This is a genomic window from Cucumibacter marinus DSM 18995 (assembly GCF_000429865.1).
GTDB lineage: Bacteria > Pseudomonadota > Alphaproteobacteria > Rhizobiales > Devosiaceae > Cucumibacter > Cucumibacter marinus.
Window position 1 is genome coordinate 378,882 of the sequence record NZ_AUCR01000001.1, and the last position, 21,918, is coordinate 400,799.

The following is a 21,918-nucleotide window of genomic DNA, read 5'->3' on the forward strand; positions in this document are numbered from 1 at the left end:
GCGCCTCAGCGGCCTATCACCGGGCCTGAACAGTGCAACAGAAGCAATGAAAAAGACCCCGAAGGCGTTCCGTCGCCTCGCCTTCATCGCCACACGCTGGGTCCAGCCCAATGTCGACGCCTTTCTGAGCGCCGAAGCCCCCAAGCTGTGGTCGCTTGCGGTTTTCGCGGGCATCGCCGGCGGCCTCGTGGCCATCGCTTTCCGCACCGCGATCAGCTTCGTGCAGTTCCTCTGGATCGGCACCGGTGAAGAGAGTTTCGGCGCCGTCATCGCCACGCTGCCGCCCTGGGCAGTGGTTGCGGGCCCCACGGCGGGCGGCGTGGTGGTCGGGCTCATCCTGTTGCTCTGGCGGCCATCCGGGCGCGCCGGCGGGGTCGCCGACATCATCGAGGCCTGCTCGCATCAGAGCCTTTCCGATGTCAAACGCCTCAACCTCAAGGATGCCGCCATCGCCACCTCGATTTCGGCGATCACGCTCGGGTCCGGCGGTTCGGCAGGCCGTGAAGGCCCCGTCGTCTATTTCGCCGGCGCGGTTTCGAAATCGCTGTTCCGCACCTTCTCGATGCCGCCTTCGGCCCGCCGGGTGATGCTGGCCTGCGGCGTGGCCGCGGCGATTTCAGCATCCTTCAACGCCCCGATTGCCGGTGTGCTGTTTGCCCATGAGGTGATCCTCGCGCATTTTGCCATGAGCGCTTTCGTGCCCGTGGTCATTGCTGCCGTGATGGGCGCGATCATGTCGCGGCTCTGGTTCGGGGAAGCGCCGGCCTTCGTCATTCCCGATTATCAGATCACCTCCTATCTCGAGATTCCCGCCTTCGCTTTGCTGGGTCTGACCTGTGCCGTTGTCGCCATCCTGTTCCAGGTTTCGCTGATCGGCACCGATTGGCTCGCCCGCTTCCTGCCGCTCAAGAACTGGGTCCGGCCCATGCTGGGCGGGCTGCTGGTGGGGCTGATCGCCCTCGCCTTCCCGCAGGTGCTCGGGGTTGGCTATGACGCAACCGACCAGGCGCTGTCCAACTCGCTCGGGCTGTGGACCATGTTGGCGCTGATCATCGCCAAGACAGCTGCGACCGCCATAACGCTCGGCTCACGCATGGGCGGCGGGGTGTTCTCGCCGGCCCTTTACATCGGGGCAATGACCGGTGGCGCCTTCGGGCTGATCGCCGCCTCGTTCTTCCCGGAACTGGCCTCGAGCGAAGGTCTTTACGCGCTGATCGGCATGGGGGCGGTTGCCGCCGCAGTCCTTGGCGCACCGATCTCGACCGCGGTGATGATCTTCGAGCTGACCGGCGGTTTTGCCTTCTCGATGGCGCTTTTGTTCTCGGTCTCTATCGCCACCGGTCTTTCCCAGGCCATTATGGGCCGGTCCTATTTCCATTGGCAGCTCAATTCGCGCGGTATCATGCTTGGCGAAGGCCCGCACCGCCATTTCGCGCAGTATTTCCGAGTGCGCGATTTCATGACACCGCTGGCCGAAGGCGAAGAACCGACCCCGTTCGACATCGCCTCCGGCGAACCCTGGCTCAGACCCAACGACACGCTGGAGGCTGCCTTGCGCGCCTTTGATTCGTCAGGTTCGGACCGGCTGCCGGTGCTCGACGGCAAGCCGCATGAGCGCGTGCATGTCGGCTGGGCCAGTCACGTCAGGGCGCTGTCGAGCTTCAACAAGGCGCTGGTCGACAAGAGCCAGGAAGAGCACGTCTGACCGGTCACGCACCGATCTCTTCGAGCCGCACCCGCACCATTTCCTCGATCAGGCTATCCGGCAGCATGGTTTCAACCGTGAACTGGAGCGTGCCTTTCGAGGTTTTGAATGGCGCGACATCGCCGTCCAGCTTGTCGAAAACCGCCGCGCTCATCGGAAAGAAGCTGAGATGGTTCTTGAAGGCCGCGTAGCCGACAAGGGTCTTGCCCTGGCGGAAAGCCGGCATGCCATAGGAGATGACTTCCTCCGCGTCCGGTACGGTGCGCGCAATCACCGCCCGCACATGCTCCAGGGCTTCGCGCTGGGCCGCAGGCAGCTTGGCCAGGTAGGAATCGACTTCAGCGGATCCGTCTGCATTTGCCATGATTGCGATCTCCATTGGACCTGCCGATTTATGCAGAAGCTGCGCCGCGCGCATAGCCGGTTTGCGTCGCCGCCCGCGATTTCGTTTGCTTTCACGGGGGTTATGTGGGACACAGCGCCTGTCGTGCCCTGCGTGTAGAGGATGATCTGATCATCGGCGGGGCGAACGACCACGCAATTTTCCGCAATGATCATTGCCAGACATCCGTGCCAAACGGGCACCCCCCGACAGGCGGCTGATCTACGCGAGCTCCCTTACCCATTGAACGCTTCGGCGCTGCAGTCTTGCGCGCCGCCGTTCGCATTGAGAACGACAGATTTTGACAGAATTTTCTTCGCTCGGCCTTGCCGAGCCCCTCACCGCCCACCTCGCCGAGGCCGGGCTTGAAACGCCTACGCCGATTCAGCGCGAGGCCATTCCCCTTCTCCTTACCGGCCGCGATATGGTCGGCATCGCCCAGACCGGCACCGGCAAGACCGCTGCATTCGCGCTGCCGATCCTGCATGCCCTCGCTAGCGAAGAACACCGCAAGCCGCGTCCGCGCCGCGTTGCGACACTCATTCTTTCGCCGACCCGCGAACTCGCGGCCCAGATTGCCCAGAACATTCGCAGCTATGGCAAACCCGTCCGCCCGCGGATTGCGGTTATTGTCGGCGGCGTGAAGCACGGCCCGCAGATCAAGGATCTGACCCGCGGTGCCGACATCATCGTGGCAACCCCCGGCCGGATGCTCGACCATTTGCAGTCGGGCGCGGTGACCCTCGATCATACCCGCACCGTGGTGCTCGACGAGGCCGATCAGATGCTCGATCTCGGCTTCATGCCGGTGATCCGCAAGATCCTCGCCAAATCGCCCAAGCGCCGGCAGACCGTCCTGTTCTCGGCCACCATGCCGAAGCAGATTCGGGCGCTCGCCGAGGATTTCCTGAACGATCCGATCGAAGTTTCTGTGGCCCCCGCCTCCAAACCGATCGAACAGATCGACCAGCGTCTGAGGCATGTCGCCAAGGCGGGCAAGGCCGCGCTTCTCGCCGAACTGCTCGGTGGCGAAACCGTCGAACGGGCCATCGTCTTCACCCGCACCAAGCACGGCGCGGACAAGGTCACCAAGCAGCTTGGTGTCGCCGGTATCGATGCAGCTGCCATCCATGGCAACAAGAGCCAGGGCCAGCGCGTGCGCGCCCTGCAGGAATTCCGCAACGGCTCTGTGCCGATCCTTGTGGCGACCGACATCGCGGCACGTGGCATCGATGTGCCCGACGTCTCGCATGTCTTCAATTTCGACCTGCCGGAAGTCGCGGAAGCCTATGTCCACCGCATCGGTCGTACGGCACGTGCCGGCAAGACGGGTGTTGCGATCTCATTCTGCGACCCTGCCGAACGCGGTCTTCTGCGCTCGATCGAGAAGCTGATCGGACGGCGTATCGAAAATGATGGTGCCGAACCCGCCGAAGTGGGCGAGGAACCGGCTGAAGATCGTTCCAAGCGCCGTGGCCAGGGTCGTGGCGGGCGCAAGCCCAATCCGGTGCGCGGCAAGGCCTTCAACGGGCCGCGCAAGCCCGCCGAAGGGCGCGGTGCCTCCCGGGACGCAGACCAGGCGGAAGCTGGCGAAAAGCGGACCCCAGACGGTGGCAAGCCGCGGAGCGACAAGCCCCGGGGCGGCAAGCCGTTCAATGCCAGGGCCGAAGGAAACAAGCGCGGAAAACCGTTTGCCGGACACCGCAAGGGTGCCGGTAGCCGCAATGGCGAAGGATCCGGTGATGGCGCTCAGGGCGGAGCCCGCCGCGCCGACGGCAAACCGCCGCGTGGCGAACACCAGCCGCGCAATGACAACAATCCGCGAAACGGAAAGCCCGGCGGCAAGCCGAGCGGGAAACGTGCTGGCAGCAAGTCCGCCGGCGCTCGTCCTGCCCATTGGCGCGGCAAAGGCGGCGACCGTCAGGGTTCAGCGCGAGCCTGACCGGATCAGGTGATCAAAACCGAATTGCTTAGGGGCGGGATTTTTCCCGCCTCTTTTTGTTTGTGTGCCGATTGATCCAGACCAGCAGCCGGGCAATGGGCCGGCGCAGGAACGGGATGTCGATGGCTGCGATCAGCAGCCCGAGCGGCAACATCCAGAGCCCCAGGATAGGCAGAATCGAAAAGATACCGCCGATGATGAGCAGGATCGCTGCCGGAAGCCGGAACAGCGCATGGCGGGGGTTCCTGATCCAATCAACCATGGCCTTGACGCGGGGACTACGCTGCGCCAATCGGTCCATCTGGCGCTTGAACTGTTGTTCGGTCCTGTCAGTGGCCACCTGGGGCTTTCTCCTCCCGATCCGGCGGGGCCAAATCGCCACCGCACTGGTCCGCCAATGTGGTGCGGGGATTGGTCTATTCCAACCCCCTTTTCTCTTCACTCCGCTTTGCGGCGATTGACCAGCAGGATCCCCGCGAGGATGAAACCGCCTGCGACGGCCAGGTGAAGGCCGAGCTGTTCGCCCAGAAGCGTCATCGCCAGCAGCGGACCGACAATCGCAGCGACCAGGCCGATCTGGCTGAGATAGACCGGTCCGGCGATTTTCTGCAGGTTGAAATAGGCGATGAACAGGGTCGCGTTGATCGCAACCAGGGCCACCACTGCCGCCAGCGCCTCGTTTGACCATGTCGGCGGCGTGAGGGGCACTCCGGCCACAAGCGCAAAGCCAAGGGTCACCGTACCGCCGACGATCAGCATGACCGGCGACAGTTGGAGCGCATGGGCCCCTACGGGCCAGTATCGGGTGCGGAACAGGTTTCCCGCAGCCAGGCCGACCGGCGCCAGAAGCGCCAGCAGCAACCAGGGCGAAACCGCGTATCCGGTGCCCGATCCGAACGTGATCACCAGCCCGCCGGCAAGACCCGCCAGGACCCCGGCGATGCGGGTCAGTTGCGGCTTCTCCATGCCCAGCGCGAGCGCGCCGACATAGGTCAGGATCAGCGGGAATGCGAGGGTCAGCGTCGTCACCCCTGCCCCGACATGAACCACGGCGGCGAACAGCAGGATATTGGGTATCGCGAACAGGACGCCCGATCCCAGATTAAAGCGCAGGTGACCCGCTGCAAAGGAGGGCCTGTGACCCCGCGAGATAGCGTAGGCGAGCTGGATAAGACCACCGCCGAGATTGCCCCAGACCAGCAGCGCAATGGGCGACCAGTGCGCCGGCGCCCCGGCGCCTGCCTTGGCAATGACGGTCATCACCGCCAGCATGGAACCGACGATAAGCAGCAGGATGAGCGCAAGCGACTGCCCGCGCCCTTTCAAAGGCACAGTTTGTGTCGTCATCTTGAATTCCTTGGTCCGATGGTGCCGGCGCTTTACGCGCTGGGGACAAGAGGCTAAATTATCTTTGTATCGTGTATCTAGATAAGAAGTATCTTGATGTCAAGACAAACTGACCATCAGTCCGTGGATTGGGTTGGCCGGGCTGCAGACCAGTGGCGGCGCGAGCGCCCGGATGTCGATGTGTTGCCGATGGAGGTTCTGGGGCGGATCAGCGGTGCGCGGGCCCTCACCCTGGATCAGGTCACGGCCTTTCTTGCCGCGCATGACCTGCAGCCGGGAGAGTTCGATGTGCTGGCGACCCTCAGGCGGTCCGGCGATCCCTACCAACTGACCCCCACCGCGCTCTATGAGAGCCTGATGGTCTCCTCGGGCGGCATGACCAGCCGGATCGACAAGCTTGAGAAGCGCGGTCTGGTCGAGCGTCTGCCCCACCCGACAGACCGGCGGGGAACGCTGGTGGGGCTAACCCCTCAAGGATTCAACAAGATCGATGACATGCTGCCGGCCTATACCGCGATGCAGGCTTCTCTGATGCCCGACCTGTCAGCCGAGGAGCGCGAGACATTGAGCCGGCTGCTGGGCAAGATCATCACCGGCCTTCAAGCGAACGGCGACACGTAATGTCTGACCGGAAGTTCTCCATTCGCAATGTGACGCCCGAGGATGCGGCAGAGGTGGCCGCGCTGATCAATTCAATCATTGCCGAAGGCGGGCTCACCGCCCTGCAGGAACCTCTCACTGCCGAAGACAGCAGGCAGTTTATCGCAGATTTCGGTCCAAGCGGCTTCGGTCTTGCGGCCATCGATCCCGCGAGCGGCCGCATGGTCGGGATGCAGGAGGTGATCGCCCTGCCCCAACTGCCACGGGATACAGGCGATATCGGCACCTTCATCGCGGCGGGCTGGCGCGGGCGCGGGGTCGGCCATCAGCTCTTTGCGCAAACCCGTGCCCGGGCCCGCGAGGTCGGTTTCACCCGTCTCCACGCGGTCATCCGATCCGACAATCCCGGTGCGCAGGGCTTTTATCGCGGCCTCGGTTTCACGATTCCGGCGCCCAGCGCGCCAGCGATCGATGTCGACGGTAAAACCGTCGAACGTATCGCCCTCTACTGCCGGTTGTGATCACCCTGCAGGGGTGATTCAGCGTTTGGTGCGCAGATTGTGGTAGTGGGTCAAAAGCCCCTGGGTCGACACATCGTGCATGCTCGTATCGGCCGGTTCGCGCACTTTGGGCGCGATGTTCTTGGCGAGCTGCTTGCCGAGTTCCACGCCCCACTGATCGAAGGAATTGATGTTCCAGATCACCCCCTGCACAAACACCTTGTGCTCGTACATGGCGATCAGCTTGCCCAGCATGCCCGGGGTTAGTTCCGGATAAACCAGCGTGTTCGACGGGCGATTACCGGGGAACAATTTGTGCGGCGCCAGCGCGCGGATCCCGTCAGCCTTCATGCCTGAGGCCCGCAGTTCGGCGACCACTTCCTCGGCGGTCTTGCCCAGCATCAGCGCCTCGGACTGCGCGAAGCAGTTGGCCACCAGCTTCACATGATGGCCATTGATGCCGTTGCGAGTGCGCACGGCGACGAGGAAATCGCAGGGGATGACCGTCGTGCCCTGATGAATGAGCTGGTAGAAGGCGTGCTGGCCATTGGTGCCCGGCTCGCCCCAGATGATCGGCCCCGTATCGCGGGTCACGGAGCGGCCGTCGAGTGTAACGGCCTTGCCGTTACTCTCCATGTCCTGCTGCTGCAGATAGGCCGGGAACCGCACCATGCGTTGGTCGTAGGGCAGCACCGCATGGGTCGGGAAACCCCAGACATTGCGGTACCAGACGCCCAGAAGCGCCAGGATCACCGGGATATTGTCCTTGAACGGCGCCGTGCGGAAATGCTTGTCCATCGCAGCGGCGCCTTTGAGGAAGGCGTCGAAATTCTTGTAGCCAATCGCCAGGGCCACTGGCAGGCCGATCGCCGACCACACCGAATAGCGTCCGCCAACCCAGTCCCAGAAGCCGAAGATCCGGTCGGTATCGATGCCGAACTTGGCGCAGGCGGCAATATTGGTCGAGACGGCGGCGAAGTGCGAACTGACCGCGGTTTCATCGAGCGCATTGACGATCCAGGAGCGCGCCGAGCGCGCATTGGTCATGGTTTCGTCGGTGGTAAAGGTCTTGGAGGCGACGATGAACAGGGTCGTCGAGGGGCTGAGGCCGGCCAGTGTGTCCGCCAGATGGGCACCATCGACATTGGACACATAGTGGACGCGCAGCTTCTTGGGGTCGGTATAGGGGGCAAGGGCCTGGGTGACCATGGCCGGCCCCAGATCCGAGCCGCCAATGCCGATATTGACCACATCGGTGAATTTCTTGCCGCTGGCGCCGCGGATCTGACCGCCACGCACCTTGTCGGAGAAGGTTTCTATGGCCGCGAGGACTTCGCGCACCTCGGGCATCACGTTCTCGCCGTCGACAGTGACTTCTTCCAGCCCCTGGTAGCGCAACGCCATGTGCATCACGGCGCGGTCCTCGGTGGTGTTGATATGCTCACCATGCCACATCTGGGAGCGGCGCTTGTCGACGCCCGCCGCCTTGGCAAGGTCGAATAGCGCATCCATGACACCCTGATCGATGCGATTCTTCGAGTAATCGAGGAGCAACTCTCCGTAAGTCACCGAAAACGAATCAAAACGAGCCGGATCGTTGGCGAACATGTCGCGCATATGCGTCCCGGCGATACGCTGTTTATGGCCCTCGAGCGCTTCAAAAGCGGCTTCGACTTCGGGTGTCGTCATTGCGTCCTCACGTGGTGCGTCCTCAGGCTCGCGGCGCGATATCGCCTTCGGCCCATCCCTGTCTGGTCTCGGCGGCATACTCGGCAAACCGTCCGTTTTCAATGGCCTTGCGCGCGCCGACCATCAACTCCAGGTAGTATGCCAGATTGATCTGGCTCAGAATCATCGCGCCCAGCATCTCGCCGGATTTGACGAGGTGATGCAGATAGGCACGCTGCCAGGTGCTCGTGTTCTCGTTGCCCGAGGTTTCATCGAGCGGTCGCGGATCATCGCGGTGCCGCGCGTTCTTGAGATTGATCACACCGTGGCGCGTATAGGCATGACCGTGACGACCGGCGCGCGTGGGGTGCACGCAGTCAAACATGTCGATGCCTCGCTCGATCGCGCCCAAAAGGTCCTCCGGCTTTCCCACGCCCATCAGGTAACGCGGCTTCCCCACGGGAAGTTGCGGTGTGGTGTGGGATAACACGTCGAACATGACATCCTGGCTTTCCCCCACCGCCAGGCCGCCCACAGAGTAACCGGGAAAATCCATTTCGACGAGTTCGCGGGCCGAACGGCTGCGCAATTCAGGGTTATCGCCCCCCTGCACGATACCAAACAACGCCCTGCCCCGGGGCGCGCCAAACGCCTTCTTGGAGCGCTCGGCCCAGCGCAGGGAGAGTTCCATGGCGCGGGTCAGCTCTTCCACAGTCGCCGGAAGCGCCGAACACTCGTCGAGCTGCATGATGATATCCGCTCCCAGCAGCGTCTGGATCTCGACGCTGCGTTCCGGAGTCAGCATGTGTGGCGACCCGTCGATATGGGATTTGAAGCGCACGCCGTCTTCATCGAGTTGGCGGAGCTGTGCCAGCGACATCACCTGGAATCCGCCGCTATCAGTCAGGATCGGGCGCGTCCAGCGGGACATGGCATGCAGACCGCCGAGTTCGGCAACCCGCTCGGCGCCGGGGCGCAGCATCAGGTGATAAGTGTTGCCCAGGATGATCTCCGCGCCCAGCGCCTCGACCTGGACGGGATAGAGACCCTTGACCGTGCCTGCGGTCCCCACGGGCATGAATATGGGGGTTTCGATGGTCCCGCGCGGGGTCGTGATGCGCCCTCGCCGCGCGCCGCCATCGCTCGCCAGCAAATCGAAACCGAATTCGGTGGCCGTCATGCGGGCACCCCGGGCCGGATCAGCAAGCTCGCATCGCCATAGGAATAGAAGCGGTACTCATTTTCCACGGCGTGCCGATAAGCGTTCTGCATGGCCTCCAGCCCGGAAAAGGCACTGACCAGCATGAACAGCGTCGATTTGGGCAGGTGGAAATTGGTCATCAACACATCAACGGCCCTGAACTGGTAGCCGGGGGTGATGAAAATGTCGGTCTCTCCGGCGAAGGGCCGCAACCGCCCATCCGCTGACGCTGCGGACTCCAGCAGGCGCAGGCTCGTGGTGCCAACGGCCACGATCCGACCGCCTTTGGCCCGCGTGGCATTGATCCTTTCGGCGGCCTCGGGGCTCACCTCGCCCCATTCGGCGTGCATTTTGTGATCGTCAGTGTCGTCGGCCTTGACCGGCAGGAACGTCCCGGCCCCGACATGTAAGGTCAGGCGCGTAGTCTCGATCCCCTTGTCGGCTAATGCCTTGAGCAGAGTGTCAGTGAAGTGCAGACCCGCTGTTGGCGCTGCCACCGCACCTTCGCGGTCGGCGAAGATCGTCTGATAGTCGGCCTTGTCGGCCTCTTCGGCCTTTCGCTTGGCGCCGATATAGGGCGGCAGCGGCATCTCACCGAGCTCGCGAATGGCATCGTCGAGCACCGGTCCGGTGAATTCGAAGGCCAGGGTGACCTGCCCGCCATCATCCACTTGTTCAACCGTGGCGTCGAGGCCGGAGAGGAAGCAGGCTCGGTCGACCGGCGCGCCGAAACGGATGGCATCGCCGGGTTTGAGCTTCTTGGCCGGGCGGGCAAAGGCCAGCCAGCGCGAAGGGTCGATGCGCTTGTGCAGATTGACCGAAATGCCGGCGACAAGACCGTCGCGATGGCGCTCGCCCCTGAGCTGGGCCGGCAGCACGCGGGTGTCGTTGACCACCAGCATGTCGCCTTCGCGCAGGATGTCCGTGATGTCGGTCACGACCTTGTCGGCAAGGGTGCCGTCGGGGCCGACAACAAGCATGCGCGCAGAATCGCGCGGACGCGCCGGGTGCAGCGCGATCCGTTCGGGCGGCAACTCGAAATCAAACAAATCTACGCGCATGGTCCCCCGCCTCCTTGCGGGGATACCCGGCCGCGCAACGCATTCGGGCGCGACCGGTATCGGGCGGCTGCGTCGCCCTAGGCGGCGTCTGCGGCCACTTTCATCGATACGATGGAATCCGGGCTTGCCGGGGGCTCGCCCTTGGCGAGCGCGTCGATGGCTTCCATGCCGTCGGTGACTTCACCCCAGACGGTATACTGGCCGTCGAGGAACGAGGCATTGTCGAAGCAGATGAAGAACTGCGAATTCGCCGAATTGGGATCCATGGTGCGGGCCATGGAACAGGTGCCGCGCACATGCGGCTGGGCATTGAATTCTGCGGGCAGGTCCGGCTTGTCGGAGCCGCCGGTCCCGCGGCCATGCGGGCAGCCGGCCTGGGCCATGAAGCCGTCGATAACGCGGTGGAAGATGATCCCGTCATAAAAGCCCTCGCGCGCCAGTTCCTTGATGCGCTCGACATGCTTGGGCGCCAGGTCCGGGCGCAGGCGGATGGTCACCTCCCCCTTGCTGGTTTCCAGAACGAGGGTGTTCTCGAGGTCTTTTTCCTCAGCCAATGGTCTCTCCTGTCAATTATTCGTTTCAACGGCGGCCGCACCGCCTGTGGTGTTGGTGTTCTCTTCGGCGTCGGCATCGGTGCCGGTGGCGCCATTGGCCTCGGCAGCGTCGATAGCGCGCATGGAGATGATGGTGTCGGGGTCGGTCACCAGCCCGTTGGCCGCCTCGTCTCCGCGCTTGATGCCGTCGACATACTCCATGCCGGAGACCACTTCCCCAACCACGGTGTACTCTCCGTCGAGCCACGGCGCGCGCTCGAAAACGATGAAGAACTGCGAATTGGCACTGTCCACCCGCAGGGAGCGGGCCATGCCGACCGTACCGCGGGTGAATTTGGCGCTCGAGAACTCGGCCTTGAGGTCGGGGAGCGAAGAACCGCCGCGCCCGGTGCCGGTGGGATCGCCGGTCTGGGCCATGAAACCATCGATCACCCTGTGGAAGGTCAGACCGTCGTAAAATCCCTCATTGGCGAGTTCCGTCAGCCGCTCGGCATGCAGCGGCGCCAGATCGGGCCGCAGTCGGATGTCGACGGTCCCGTCCTTGAGTTCGAGGATCAGGTGGTCGGCCGCTTCGATGGCGGCAGCGGATTCCTCGACCGCCTCATTCGAACGGAAGATGTCGAAGGGGAAGATCGCGATGGCGAAAAGGGCGACGACAGCGAAGACCAGAATGCCGATCAGACGCTGCCTTGAGGACGGGGTTTGGCTCATTTGTCGTTCAGGGCCTGCAGGACACGGTTGGGCACAAAGGCGGATACGTCGCCGCCCATCTGGGCGATCTGACGCACAAGCGTGGCCGAGATGTGTCGGACATGCGGGCTCGAGGGCACAAAGACCGTCTGCAGGTCCGGCGCCATCTGCGCGTTCATGCCCACCATCTGCATCTCGTAATTGTAGTCAGTTGTGTCGCGCAAGCCGCGCACGATGATGTTGGCGCCGACCCGGCGGCAGGCCTGCACCATCAGCCCCTCGAAATGGATGAAGGAGACTTCTGTGCCTGTGCGGCTGGCTACAGGCGCGACGGTGACCTGAAGCAGGTCCATGCGTTCGTCCAGGTCAAACAGCGGGGATTTGGTGGCCTGTACGCCCACGCCCACGACCAGGCTGTCGACGAGTCGGCAGGCGCGCTCGATGACGTCGAGATGGCCGTTGGTCACGGGATCGAACGATCCGGGATAGAAGCCGACACGGTCCTTCATGGGTGTCTCCGCGAGATGGTGTGTGGGGCTGGCGCGCGCCAACCCTCGCCGGTCACGACGATCGAAGACCCGGCGGGGTGGTTTTTGTCACTACTTTTGCTGGAGCGCAAGCCACGCGCCCCCAGCCATCAGCACGGCGCCGGAGATGCGGCTCACCAGTTTGATGCGCCCGTCCCGCAGGGCCTTGCCGGCATGACCGGCCAGAAGCGCGTATCCGGCGTCGGAGATCCCGGCAATCGCCATGAAAATCAGGCCCAGCACCATGATCTGCTCGAAGACCTGTGCGCCGGGGTGCACGAATTGCGGCAGGAAAGCTCCGAGGAACAGTAGCGCTTTGGGGTTGGACCACAGCACCAGAAAGCCCTGGATCATGTAGCCGGCAATGCTGCGTTCCTTTTTGGCTGCCGTGATTCGAGCCGTTCCGCCACCGGTGATCATGCGAAAGCCGAGATAGATGAGATAGGCCGCGCCCACCAGCTTGATCCAGAAAAAGGCCGCCGCCATACCGCCGATAATGGTTTCGAAGCCGAAAGCGACAACCAGCACCATCAGGATCACCCCGATCTGGGTGCCGGCCAGGGTCCACAATCCGGCGGCGGGACCGCGGGCAAGCGAATTGGCGCCGATCACGGCAACCGAGGGACCGGGCACGATGGCCACAACGAAACAGGCGGCCGCATAGGCCAGAAGGGCAGTGATCTCGAACATGGGATGATCTCCGGAAACTGGTGCCAGTCTGGGCCAAATTCCCGGCGATTTCCATAGCTGAAAGCGCTTGATCAGGATCAACGCGGATATATGAGCAGATACTAATATCGCCATGAATGGAACGAGTGGAATGGAGGAAGTCTATGGCCCACGTCGTTGTTCTGGGCGCCGGTCTTGGCGGCGTCATCATGGCCTATGAAATGAAAGAGAAGCTCGGGCCGGACGACCGGCTGAGCGTTGTCAATCTGGGCGAAACCTATTCCTTCGTGCCCTCGAACCCCTGGGTTGCGGTGGGGTGGCGGGACCGTGACGAGATTTCCGTCGATCTCAAATCGGCCTTCTCGCGCCACGGCATCGGGTTTCACCCTGAGGGCGCGGCCAAGCTCGATCCGGAAAACAACCGTATCGAACTCAATGGCGGCGAGACGCTCGATTACGACTATCTGATCATTTCCACCGGCCCCGCTCTCGCCTTTGACGAGATCGAGGGGCTCGGGCCAAAGCATTTCACCCAGTCCATCTGCCAGATCGATCATGCGGAGGCAGCCAAATCGGCCTTCGACAAGCTGGTCGCCAATCCGGGACCGATCGTTGTCGGCGCCGTTCAGGGGGCGTCGTGTTTCGGGCCTGCCTACGAGTTCGCCTTCATCCTCGATACCGCGCTTCGCCAGGCCAAGATCCGCGACCAGGTGCCGATCACCTTCGTGACGCCGGAACCCTATATCGGCCATCTTGGCCTTGACGGGGTCGGCGATACGAAGGGGCTGATGGAAGGCGCGATGCGCGATCGGCACATCAAGTGGATCACCAATGCCAAGGTGACCTCGGTCGAGGAACACACCATGCATGTGGAGGAGGTCGACGAGAAAGGCGAGGTCAAGCAAGGATACGCGCTCGACTTCAACTACGCGATGATGCTCCCGGCGTTCCGCGGCATCGACGCCGTGCAGGGCCTGGAAGGGCTGGTCAACCCACGCGGCTTCGTGGTGATCGACGACTATCAGCGCAATCCCAAATACCAGAACGTGTTCGGTATCGGCGTGTGCGTTGCCATTCCGCCGGTCGGCAAGACGCCCCTGCCGGTCGGGGTGCCCAAGACCGGGTTCATGATCGAATCCATGGTGACCGCCACGGCCGAAAACATCTCGGCGCTGCTCAAGGGCGGCAAGCCCGAGGCGGTCGCAACGTGGAATGCGGTCTGCCTGGCCGATTTCGGCGACGAAGGTGTCGCCTTTGTCGCGCAGCCGCAAATCCCGCCGCGCAACGTGAACTGGGCCAAGCGCGGGAAGTGGGTGCATTTCGCCAAGGTCGGTTTCGAAAAATACTTCCTGCACAAAGTGCGCTCGGGCCAGCCCGACACATTCTACGAAAATCTCGCCCTGCACCTTTTGGGCGTGAAGAAACTCAAGGAGATCGAAATCCGTCCTGCGGACTGACCGATCTCTCAACGAGAGCTGACCGAGGCGCAGCGCCGGGGCTCCGTTCATTCAAAGAGCGGAGCTCCGGTTGTCAGCTCAGGGCCGGAACCCCTCACCCAGCCAGAGCGTGTGGGTCAGGATCTCCCGGCCGGCCACCCGCACCTCGACCTCTTCCAGCTTGCTGACCGTCTCGAACTGACGGCGGATGTGACCCGTCATCGGATTGAAGGGGTCGGTGCGGATGATGGCACTCTGACCAGCGGCACTTGACCGGTCGAACCAGAAATCGAACTGGCTTTGCCGGCTTTCGAGATTTCGGACATCGGCGTCGTCAAGCGCCAGTGCCAACCGGGCGGTGGTGCCATAATGACTGCCGGCCACGAAGTCGGCTCCCTCGTCTTCCCGTAGCCTTTCAACGGCGGCGGCGATGTCATCCCAGCCATAGGCCCAGGCTGTTACCCGGTCGACAGGCCCTGTGAGCATGGTCACGGGCGCCAGCGTGAAATTGATCGCCAGGGCGAGGGCAATCACCGCCCCGTAGAGGATATGCCCGAGCCTGAGGATCGGGTGGCGCAGCCAGACCGCCAGGACCGGCACGAAGCCCAGCCAGGCCACAAGGTTCCAATGGAAATGAACATTGGAACGCAGAGCCAGCGCGCCGATAGCCAGCGTCGAGGCGATGAATACGAAAAAGCCCAGGCGATTGTCGCCCGCCTCGGTGTGTACTGGACGACGCAGCACCGCAACAATCCAGACCAATGTCGCGATGACAAAGAAAGGCGATGTCGTCACGACGGTCAGAAAGCCGAAGCCGGAGAGGCCCGCAATGGTCGGTGGACCATCGACCCCGTGATGGCGCGAGTAGAGAATGAAATCAAACGCAGCATTGCCATTGGCGATATTCCACCAGAACACTGGCGCCAGGCAGGCCATGGAGATCAGTGCCGCGATATAAAGATGCGGATTGCGCAGATGCCGCCACCAGGCCGGTGTCAGCAGGATTGCGGCGGCAAATCCGAGGCCGATCAGCGCGGCGTTGAACTTCGATAGCGTCGCCAGCCCCAGCGCCACCGCCCCGAAATAGAGCCAGCGCCGCGCGTGCGGGAGATCGAGCGCGAACCGGGTGAACCCGTAAAGCGCCAGAAGCCCGAAAAACACCATCAGGTGATCCGGAAACGCAACGCTGGTCATGATCCAGAACACAGGCGTGATCAGGAACAGCAAGGCCGTCGGCAAAAACCCTTGCGCCTGGCGTACGCCGGGCAATCGGGCAAAGGCCCGGATCACCCACAAATCACCCAGAAGCGTCAGGACAACCGGCAATCGCAGGGCCCAGAATGCCGGCAATCCAAGCCGTTCGAAGGCCATGATGGTCCAGCCGACCATGGGCGGATGATCGTAATAGGACCAGTCCGGGTGCTGCGCCCAGAGCCAGTAATAGGCCTCATCGACGATTACACCGGCAAAAACGGTCTGTGCGAGCTTGATCACAAGCAGGAGCACGACAAGGGCGCGCAGAAGTGATCCTGCGCGCCCCGTTGTTCCATTCGGATCGTGTGTAGCCGGGCTATGCGATGTCATGTTCGGTCCCGGACCGGCTCAGGCACTGCCCCTATTCGCCGGCCTCATCTTCCGGACCGTCATCGTCCCCGGGCGTATTGTTTTCGGGCGCATCGTCTCCGGGAGCATCGTCTCCGGGAGCATCGTCACCGCCGGCCTCTGGGCCATCGCCGCTCGCACCCGCTTCGTCAACTTCCTCACCCTCTTCATCTTCATCTCCCGTGTCCGAAACGCGGGATACGGAGACGACCTTTTCGCCTTCGCTGGTCGAGAAGATGGTCACGCCCTGGCTCGAGCGCCCGATGATCGAAATGCGGTTGCCCGGTCCGGCATCCACCGGCACCCGGATCACCTGTCCGCCATTGGTGACGAGCATGATCTGATCGGCATCCTCCACCGGGAACGAGGCAACGAGCTCACCATTGCGGTCATTGACCGCCATGGCGACGATGCCTTTGCCGCCGCGTCCGGTCACCCGGTATTCGTGGCTCGAGGAACGCTTGCCATAGCCGTGTTCGGAAACGGTAAGGATGAACTGTTCGGAGGCGCCGAGGGCCGCATAGCGCTCGGGGCTCAATTCACCGGCCTCCACTTCCTCGTCACCTGCATCCGCACCTTCAGGCGGCTCGCCCTCACCGCGCACCGCACGGCTCATCTTGAGATAGGTGGCACGTTCGGACGGCGTCGCATCGAGGTGATGCAGGATCGACATGGAGATGACCTTGTCGCCCTTGGCGAGCGAAATGCCGCGCACGCCGGTCGAGTTGCGGCCCTTGAACTGGCGCACATCGGTGACCGGGAACCGGATCGCCTGGCCCCCGGCGGTAGTGAGCATCACGTCCTGGCTGACGGTGCAGGTATCCACACCGACAATGCCGTCGCCCTCATCGAGCTTCATGGCGATCTTGCCGTTGCGGTTGACCTGCACGAAATCGGCCAGCGAATTGCGCCGCACGGTGCCGGTTTCGGTCGCGAACATGATGTCGAGATCGCCCCAGCTGTCCTCGTCCTCGGGCAATGGCAGGATCGAGGTGATCCGTTCGCCTTCCTCGAGCGGCAGCATGTTCACAAGCGCCTTGCCCCGCGCATTGGGGGCCGCGACCGGCAAACGCCAGACCTTGAGCTTGTAGACAATGCCGCGGGAAGAGAAGAACAGGACCGGCGTGTGGGTATTGGCCACGAACAGCCGGGTCACGAAGTCCTCGTCGCGGAAGCTCATGCCGGACCGGCCCTTGCCGCCGCGGCGCTGGGCACGGTAGGTCGAAAGCGGCACCCGCTTGATGTAGCCCGAATGCGAGACGGTCACGACCATGTCTTCGCGGGCAATCAGGTCCTCGTCGTCGACATCTCCGACAGCGTCGACGATTTCGGTCTTGCGGTCGGACCCGAACTGGTCACGGACGGCCTCCAGTTCCTCGCGGATGATCGAGATCACCCGGTCGCGCGAACGCAGGATGTCGAGATAGTCGGTGATCTTGTCGCCGAGCTGGTTGAGCTCATCGCCGATTTCGTCGCGGCCAAGCGCGGTCAGGCGCTGCAGACGCAAATCGAGGATCGCCTTGGCCTGCTCTTCGGACAGCTTGAAGGTCCCGTCCGGGTTCACCTTGTGGCGCGGATCGTCGATGAGTTCGATCAACGGGGCAACATCGGCCGCCGGCCAATCGCGCTCAAGCAGACGTTCGCGGGCGGTTGCCGGGTCGGGTGCGGTGCGGATGAGGTGGATGACCTCGTCCACATTGGCCACGGCCACGGCGAGGCCGACCAGTACATGGGCCCGGTCGCGAGCCTTGTTCAGCAGATATTTGGCGCGGCGGGTGATGACCTGCTCGCGGAACTCCAGGAAGGCGCGAAGAATGGCCTTCAGCGTCATCTGTTCCGGTTTGGCGCCGTTCAACACCACCGTGTTGACGCCGAAAGACGTCTGCAGCGGCGAGAAGCGATAGAGCTGATTGAGGATAACGTCGGGCGCGCCATCGCGTTTGATCTCGATGACGACCCGCATGCCGTGGCGGTCGGATTCGTCACGGATATCGCCAATGCCTTCAATGCGCTTGTCGCGCACCAGCTCGGCGATCTTCTCGATCATCGTGGCCTTGTTCACCTGATACGGAATCTCGGTGATGATGATCGCTTCGCGGTCCTTGCGGATTTCCTCGACGGTAGCACGGCCCCGCATCAGGATCGAGCCACGGCCCGTCTCATAGGCGGAACGGATGCCCGACCGACCCAGAATGATGCCTGCGGTCGGGAAGTCGGGTCCCGGAATGATCTCCATCAGCTCGTCGACGGTGATGTCGGGATTTTCGAGCTGGGCAAGCGTGGCGTTGATAACCTCTGTCAGATTGTGGGTCGGGATATTGGTGGCCATGCCGACCGCAATACCCCCTGCCCCGTTGACCAGCAGGTTCGGGAAGCGTGCCGGCAACACGCTCGGCTCGCGCTCGGAGCCGTCATAGTTGTCGACGAAATCGACGGTGTCCTTGTCGATGTCTTCGAGCAGCGTGTCGGTCACGCGCTCCATGCGGACTTCGGTGTAGCGTTCGGCTGCCGGCATGTCGCCGTCCACCGACCCGAAATTGCCCTGTCCGTCGACCAGCGGCACGCGCAGCGAAAAGTCCTGTGCCAGACGCACAAGCGACATGTAGACCGCTGCGGTTCCATGCGGGTGATACTTACCGGTGACGTTACCGGTGACGCGCGCCGATTTCTTGTAGGGCTTGTTCCAGACATAGCCGCTTTCATGCATCGAATAGAGGATGCGGCGGTGCACGGGCTTGAGCCCGTCTCGAACGTCCGGCAGCGCGCGGCTCACGATCACGCTCATCGCATAATCGAGATAGGACTTGCGCATTTCGTCGGTGATCGAGACGACCTGAATGTCACTTCCCCGCGGCGGCATGCCGGCGGGATCGGGGGTCTCGTCCTGGGGTTCGTCGGGCGTGTCTGTCACAGTGTGTTTTCGTTGCTCGTCACGTTGGCATCGGTTCTAAGCGATTCCGGCAGGCGATACCACTTTTAGCGGGGATTTGCGGGCATTCGGCTGCACCATCCACATTTGTGTCACACAAAGTGTCATTTTCGCGGTGCAGTGGTGTCGCATGGTCGGGCGGAAACGCCTGAAAACACGCGTTGACATCTAGGCGAGCGGGTCGTCGCGGGCTTGCGTCACCGGCGACAAGCCGGTAAAGCACCGAAAACCCCCGGGTTGGAGCGGAGCGAGCATTTTGTCGATCGGTTTTGGGCTTGAGCGCCTTGGGTTTATCACCCTCAAATATCCCAAGGTGGCGGGTGCACTTGTGCTCGCGTTTACCGCTTTCTGCTTCTACATGGTCCCGCAGATGTCGACCGACGGCAATCTGCTCAGGATGTATAGCGGTTCGGGGGAGCAGTTCGAGAACTACGAGGAACTGCGTGACACGTTCGGCACGTTCGAGAACGACTTCTACCTGCTCGTACATTCCGACAAGCTGACCGATCCCGAGGTGCTGGAGGAAATCCGCACCATCGCGCTCGATCTGGCTCTCAACGAATATGCGGTGGGGACGCTGTCCCCTTTCTCCCTGCGTAAACCGACGGAAGATCCGGGCACAACGGTGCCCGCGGTGCCGGAGAATATGCAGACGTCCGAGGAAGTGGCCGCCGCGCTCAACGATCTGCGCGAAAACGACCCGATGATGCGCAACCTCATCCTCGAGGACAACAAGGGCATGGTCCTGATCATGTTCCCGGCGAGCGAAGTGGGCTCGGTGTGGAACGAGACCGACATGATCGAAAGCCTTGAGGAGCTTGTCGCCTATTACGACAGCCCCGATTACACGCTGCAGATCACCGGCCCGCCGATCTGGACCAAGGAATTGCTCGATGCGAGCCTGCAGGACCAGGTCAAGTTCACCTCGATCGGCATGGGGCTCGGCTTCCTGATCGCGCTCGTGGTGTTCCGCTCTTTCTGGAGCGCGGTGATTGCCACAACGGCGCCGTTCATCTCGGTTTTCTGGGTTATCGGTGTGGTGACCACGGTCTTCGGTTCGTTCACCTTCCTCACCAATATCGTGACGGCGCTGGTGCTGGTGATCGCCTTCGCGGAGAGCCTGTATTTCTGTTTCTACTGGCTGAGGCTGTGGAACGAGGGTGAAGACCCGCACAAGGCCATCCGCATGACGGTGGAACGCGTCAGCCCGGCCTGTGCGCTGACCTCGATCACAACTCTGATCGCCTTCTCCTCGCTGCTGCTCACCCAGGGCCAGGGCATCCAGGAATTCGCCGCCTCCGGCGCGATTGCGGTGATCATCGCCTTCGTGGCACTGGTGACCTTCCTGCCGCTCGTGCTGATGCTGGCGCTCAAGCTCGGGTTCAAGGGCGTACGCAGCCCCTCGGTCGCGGTGACGGCGATCATCCCGGTCGCACAGTTCGCGACCAATCGCGGCTACAAATTCCTGGCCGCGCTCGGCATCGTGCTGACGGTTCTGCTGCTCTACCCGCACCTGACCATCGAACCGCGCTTCTCGTTCCGCGACTACCTGCCGTCCAACAGCCAGGCGCTCGAGACTTCCAAGGATATCGACCAAGGCGTGGGCGGGGTGTCGCCGATCTATATTTCGGTGCCGCTCGAAGACGCCGTCGCCGATGTGACCGACAAGGATTTCGAGACCATCCAGACGGTCCACGACATTGCCGAGAGCGTGTTCGGGGAGAACAAGGTGATCTCCGCAGCGAGCTTCTCGCACTATTCGGATTCCGGGTTCACGCGCGACCAGATCTTCGATGCTGTGGGGCCCTTCCTCAAACGCCGCTTCATCACCGATGATGGCCAGATGGCGCTGGTGACCGCCTTCACGCCGACCTCGTCCTCCTCGACCGATATCCGCGAACAGGTGATCGAGGCCGAACGACTACTCGAAGAATCGGGGGTCGAGGGCGCGAAGGTAGCCGGGTTCCGGGTGTTGTCGGCCTTCGCCAGCGTCGACATGATCCAGTCGCTGCAGAACGGGCTGACAATCGCCGTGATCGTCGCGATCGGGGTGATCGGGCTCGCCTTCCGCTCCTGGAAGGTGGCCGTCGTCTCCATCGTGCCGAACTTTCTGCCGATCCTGGGTACCGAGTTCTATTTGTGGATATCCGGTACGGGGCTGCAGATCACGACCGTCATCTCCTTGACGATCGCCTTCGGTATCGCGGTGGATGACACGATCCACTTCCTGGCCCATTATAAGCGGGCGCGGGACGAAGGGCTCGATGCAGTCGAGGCGGTCGACCGCACGCTGGTGCGTGTGGGGCCGGCACTGGTAGCGACCACGCTGATCCTGTGCGTCGGCTGTTCGGTCGTTATGTTTTCGGCGCTGCCACAAGTTGCACTTTTTGGTACGCTAACCGTACTCACACTCGTTCTTGCGCTGATCGGCGATCTTTTCATATTGCCGGCTGTGTTGGTCGCCGGGGGGCGGATATTCGGAAAAGTCGGAGGAAAGAATTGATGATTTCGTTCAAGACGGCCCGTAATGCCGCAGTAGCCGGCATTCTCGCGCTTGGCGCGATGGCCAGCATTGCTGCACCGGCCCAGGCCGCCGAAGAGGATGTGGCGCTGATCAAAGCCTATGTGGGCAAGTGGATCGGCCGCGGATCGGCGCATTTCGCCGATCAGGAGAACCCCGAAAGCATCCAGTGCCGCATGGACGTCAAGGATGCCGACCGGATTCGCATCCATGTGGATTCGCGCTGCTCGCTGGCGAGCGTGGTGGTGAAGGTCGGGGGTACCCTCGCCTATAACCAGAGCGCAGACCAGTATGAAGCGATCGTCAATGCGGGCAGCTTCACCGGTACCGCTGTCGGCGAACGCCGCGGCCAGTCGCTGGTATTCCAGCTGCGCGACTACACCGCAGAAAACGACGCCAAGTTCGACGTCGATGCCAGCCTGGCGCTGGATGACGGCGCCATCGCGCTCAACCTCAACCTGCGCAACAAGGACACCGGCGGGGTCACCACCGCTTCTGTCCCGTTTGCCCGGCGCTAGAGCGTTTCCTGGTGAAGCGGACACCGGTTCACCGTTCGAAAACGCGGTAAAGCAATAGGCTTGCTC

19 protein-coding genes are annotated in these 21,918 nt (G+C 62.7%); 7 read left to right on the forward strand and 12 right to left on the reverse strand.

Annotation, left to right across the window (positions count from 1 at the left end; translation table 11 throughout):
- Nucleotides 1-46: 46 nt before the first annotated feature.
- Nucleotides 47-1,705 carry a chloride channel protein gene (locus G489_RS0102005; protein ID WP_029040110.1) on the forward strand — a complete coding sequence of 553 codons (1,659 nt, stop codon included), beginning with the start codon at nucleotides 47-49 and terminating at the stop codon, nucleotides 1,703-1,705.
- A 4-nt stretch (nucleotides 1,706-1,709) separates the two neighbouring features.
- Here G489_RS0102005 and G489_RS0102010 read toward each other — a convergent pair whose 3' ends face one another.
- Nucleotides 1,710-2,069: an iron chaperone gene (locus tag G489_RS0102010; RefSeq protein WP_035871314.1), complete on the reverse strand. Its 360-nt coding sequence runs from the start codon at nucleotides 2,067-2,069 to the stop codon at nucleotides 1,710-1,712.
- A 319-nt stretch (nucleotides 2,070-2,388) separates the two neighbouring features.
- On the opposite strand from G489_RS0102010, the gene G489_RS18695 reads away from it, so the two are divergent.
- Nucleotides 2,389-4,029: a DEAD/DEAH box helicase gene (locus tag G489_RS18695; RefSeq protein ID WP_081691348.1), complete on the forward strand. Its 1,641-nt coding sequence runs from the start codon at nucleotides 2,389-2,391 to the stop codon at nucleotides 4,027-4,029.
- A 28-nt stretch (nucleotides 4,030-4,057) separates the two neighbouring features.
- On the opposite strand, the gene G489_RS22660 is transcribed toward G489_RS18695, so the two are convergent.
- Together G489_RS22660 and G489_RS0102025 are read right to left on the reverse strand one after the other, a co-directional pair.
- On the reverse strand, nucleotides 4,058-4,369 hold the full coding sequence (locus tag G489_RS22660) for a hypothetical protein (protein ID WP_029040112.1): 312 nt from the start codon (nucleotides 4,367-4,369) through the stop codon (nucleotides 4,058-4,060).
- Between the two features lie 98 nt (nucleotides 4,370-4,467).
- Entirely contained in the window at nucleotides 4,468-5,376 is a 909-nt protein-coding gene (locus G489_RS0102025; RefSeq protein WP_051332203.1) for a DMT family transporter, read from the reverse strand.
- 96 nt (nucleotides 5,377-5,472) lie between these two features.
- Between G489_RS0102025 and G489_RS0102030 the strand changes: the two genes are divergently transcribed.
- Both G489_RS0102030 and G489_RS18700 read left to right on the forward strand, forming a co-directional pair.
- Entirely contained in the window at nucleotides 5,473-5,997 is a 525-nt protein-coding gene (locus G489_RS0102030) for a MarR family winged helix-turn-helix transcriptional regulator (RefSeq protein WP_051332204.1), read from the forward strand.
- Complete coding sequence (locus G489_RS18700) at nucleotides 5,997-6,497, forward strand: GNAT family N-acetyltransferase (RefSeq protein WP_051332205.1); 501 nt, start codon at nucleotides 5,997-5,999, stop codon at nucleotides 6,495-6,497. The genes G489_RS0102030 and G489_RS18700 overlap by 1 nt, the downstream gene beginning before the upstream one ends.
- A gap of 18 nt (nucleotides 6,498-6,515) precedes the next feature.
- On the opposite strand, the gene pgi is transcribed toward G489_RS18700, so the two are convergent.
- The 7 genes from pgi to G489_RS0102070 form a co-directional block, all read right to left on the reverse strand.
- The gene (gene pgi, locus G489_RS0102040; protein WP_029040115.1) at nucleotides 6,516-8,165 is read right to left on the reverse strand and encodes a glucose-6-phosphate isomerase; all 1,650 of its coding nucleotides are present in this window, start codon (nucleotides 8,163-8,165) and stop codon (nucleotides 6,516-6,518) included.
- Between the two features lie 22 nt (nucleotides 8,166-8,187).
- Nucleotides 8,188-9,324: a tRNA guanosine(34) transglycosylase Tgt gene (gene tgt / locus G489_RS0102045; RefSeq protein WP_029040116.1), complete on the reverse strand. Its 1,137-nt coding sequence runs from the start codon at nucleotides 9,322-9,324 to the stop codon at nucleotides 8,188-8,190.
- Nucleotides 9,321-10,406: a tRNA preQ1(34) S-adenosylmethionine ribosyltransferase-isomerase QueA gene (gene queA / locus G489_RS0102050; RefSeq protein ID WP_029040117.1), complete on the reverse strand. Its 1,086-nt coding sequence runs from the start codon at nucleotides 10,404-10,406 to the stop codon at nucleotides 9,321-9,323. Before queA ends, tgt begins: the two co-directional genes overlap by 4 nt.
- Before the next feature lie 77 nt (nucleotides 10,407-10,483).
- A complete protein-coding gene (locus G489_RS0102055; RefSeq protein ID WP_029040118.1) occupies nucleotides 10,484-10,960 on the reverse strand; it encodes a peptidylprolyl isomerase in 477 nt (158 codons plus the stop codon).
- A 12-nt stretch (nucleotides 10,961-10,972) separates the two neighbouring features.
- The gene (locus G489_RS18705; RefSeq protein ID WP_081691349.1) at nucleotides 10,973-11,671 is read right to left on the reverse strand and encodes a peptidylprolyl isomerase; all 699 of its coding nucleotides are present in this window, start codon (nucleotides 11,669-11,671) and stop codon (nucleotides 10,973-10,975) included.
- Nucleotides 11,668-12,159: a pantetheine-phosphate adenylyltransferase gene (gene coaD / locus G489_RS0102065; RefSeq protein ID WP_029040119.1), complete on the reverse strand. Its 492-nt coding sequence runs from the start codon at nucleotides 12,157-12,159 to the stop codon at nucleotides 11,668-11,670. The genes G489_RS18705 and coaD overlap by 4 nt, the downstream gene beginning before the upstream one ends.
- Nucleotides 12,160-12,249: 90 nt before the next feature.
- Nucleotides 12,250-12,867 carry a LysE family translocator gene (locus tag G489_RS0102070; protein WP_029040120.1) on the reverse strand — a complete coding sequence of 206 codons (618 nt, stop codon included), beginning with the start codon at nucleotides 12,865-12,867 and terminating at the stop codon, nucleotides 12,250-12,252.
- A gap of 143 nt (nucleotides 12,868-13,010) precedes the next feature.
- On the opposite strand from G489_RS0102070, the gene G489_RS0102075 reads away from it, so the two are divergent.
- Nucleotides 13,011-14,303: an NAD(P)/FAD-dependent oxidoreductase gene (locus G489_RS0102075; protein WP_029040121.1), complete on the forward strand. Its 1,293-nt coding sequence runs from the start codon at nucleotides 13,011-13,013 to the stop codon at nucleotides 14,301-14,303.
- A 78-nt stretch (nucleotides 14,304-14,381) separates the two neighbouring features.
- Here G489_RS0102075 and G489_RS0102080 read toward each other — a convergent pair whose 3' ends face one another.
- Both G489_RS0102080 and gyrA read right to left on the reverse strand, forming a co-directional pair.
- Complete coding sequence (locus G489_RS0102080; RefSeq protein ID WP_081691350.1) at nucleotides 14,382-15,866, reverse strand: ArnT family glycosyltransferase; 1,485 nt, start codon at nucleotides 15,864-15,866, stop codon at nucleotides 14,382-14,384.
- 31 nt (nucleotides 15,867-15,897) lie between these two features.
- Complete coding sequence (gene gyrA / locus G489_RS0102085) at nucleotides 15,898-18,744, reverse strand: DNA gyrase subunit A (RefSeq protein WP_081691377.1); 2,847 nt, start codon at nucleotides 18,742-18,744, stop codon at nucleotides 15,898-15,900.
- A 325-nt stretch (nucleotides 18,745-19,069) separates the two neighbouring features.
- Here gyrA and G489_RS0102090 point away from each other — a divergent pair, with 325 nt between their 5' ends.
- Both G489_RS0102090 and G489_RS0102095 read left to right on the forward strand, forming a co-directional pair.
- Complete coding sequence (locus G489_RS0102090; protein WP_029040124.1) at nucleotides 19,070-21,316, forward strand: efflux RND transporter permease subunit; 2,247 nt, start codon at nucleotides 19,070-19,072, stop codon at nucleotides 21,314-21,316.
- Nucleotides 21,316-21,852, forward strand: a complete 537-nt coding sequence (locus G489_RS0102095) for a hypothetical protein (RefSeq protein WP_029040125.1) — start codon at nucleotides 21,316-21,318, stop codon at nucleotides 21,850-21,852. The genes G489_RS0102090 and G489_RS0102095 overlap by 1 nt, the downstream gene beginning before the upstream one ends.
- Nucleotides 21,853-21,918 lie beyond the last annotated feature (66 nt).

What these genes read in the sequence shown, in the direction of transcription:
- G489_RS0102005 (WP_029040110.1), top strand. Translation starts at nt 47, where the DNA reads ATGAAAAAGACCCCGAAGGCGTTCCGTCGCCTCGCCTTCATCGCCACA.
- pgi (WP_029040115.1), bottom strand. Translation starts at nt 8,165, where the DNA reads ATGACGACACCCGAAGTCGAAGCCGCTTTTGAAGCGCTCGAGGGCCAT.
- G489_RS18700 (WP_051332205.1), top strand. Translation starts at nt 5,997, where the DNA reads ATGTCTGACCGGAAGTTCTCCATTCGCAATGTGACGCCCGAGGATGCG.
- tgt (WP_029040116.1), bottom strand. Translation starts at nt 9,324, where the DNA reads ATGACGGCCACCGAATTCGGTTTCGATTTGCTGGCGAGCGATGGCGGC.
- G489_RS18705 (WP_081691349.1), bottom strand. Translation starts at nt 11,671, where the DNA reads ATGAGCCAAACCCCGTCCTCAAGGCAGCGTCTGATCGGCATTCTGGTC.
- G489_RS0102010 (WP_035871314.1), bottom strand. Translation starts at nt 2,069, where the DNA reads ATGGCAAATGCAGACGGATCCGCTGAAGTCGATTCCTACCTGGCCAAG.
- G489_RS0102075 (WP_029040121.1), top strand. Translation starts at nt 13,011, where the DNA reads ATGGCCCACGTCGTTGTTCTGGGCGCCGGTCTTGGCGGCGTCATCATG.
- G489_RS0102070 (WP_029040120.1), bottom strand. Translation starts at nt 12,867, where the DNA reads ATGTTCGAGATCACTGCCCTTCTGGCCTATGCGGCCGCCTGTTTCGTT.
- G489_RS0102030 (WP_051332204.1), top strand. Translation starts at nt 5,473, where the DNA reads ATGTCAAGACAAACTGACCATCAGTCCGTGGATTGGGTTGGCCGGGCT.
- G489_RS0102025 (WP_051332203.1), bottom strand. Translation starts at nt 5,376, where the DNA reads ATGACGACACAAACTGTGCCTTTGAAAGGGCGCGGGCAGTCGCTTGCG.
- gyrA (WP_081691377.1), bottom strand. Translation starts at nt 18,744, where the DNA reads ATGCCGCCGCGGGGAAGTGACATTCAGGTCGTCTCGATCACCGACGAA.
- G489_RS0102095 (WP_029040125.1), top strand. Translation starts at nt 21,316, where the DNA reads ATGATTTCGTTCAAGACGGCCCGTAATGCCGCAGTAGCCGGCATTCTC.
- coaD (WP_029040119.1), bottom strand. Translation starts at nt 12,159, where the DNA reads ATGAAGGACCGTGTCGGCTTCTATCCCGGATCGTTCGATCCCGTGACC.
- queA (WP_029040117.1), bottom strand. Translation starts at nt 10,406, where the DNA reads ATGCGCGTAGATTTGTTTGATTTCGAGTTGCCGCCCGAACGGATCGCG.
- G489_RS0102080 (WP_081691350.1), bottom strand. Translation starts at nt 15,866, where the DNA reads ATGACATCGCATAGCCCGGCTACACACGATCCGAATGGAACAACGGGG.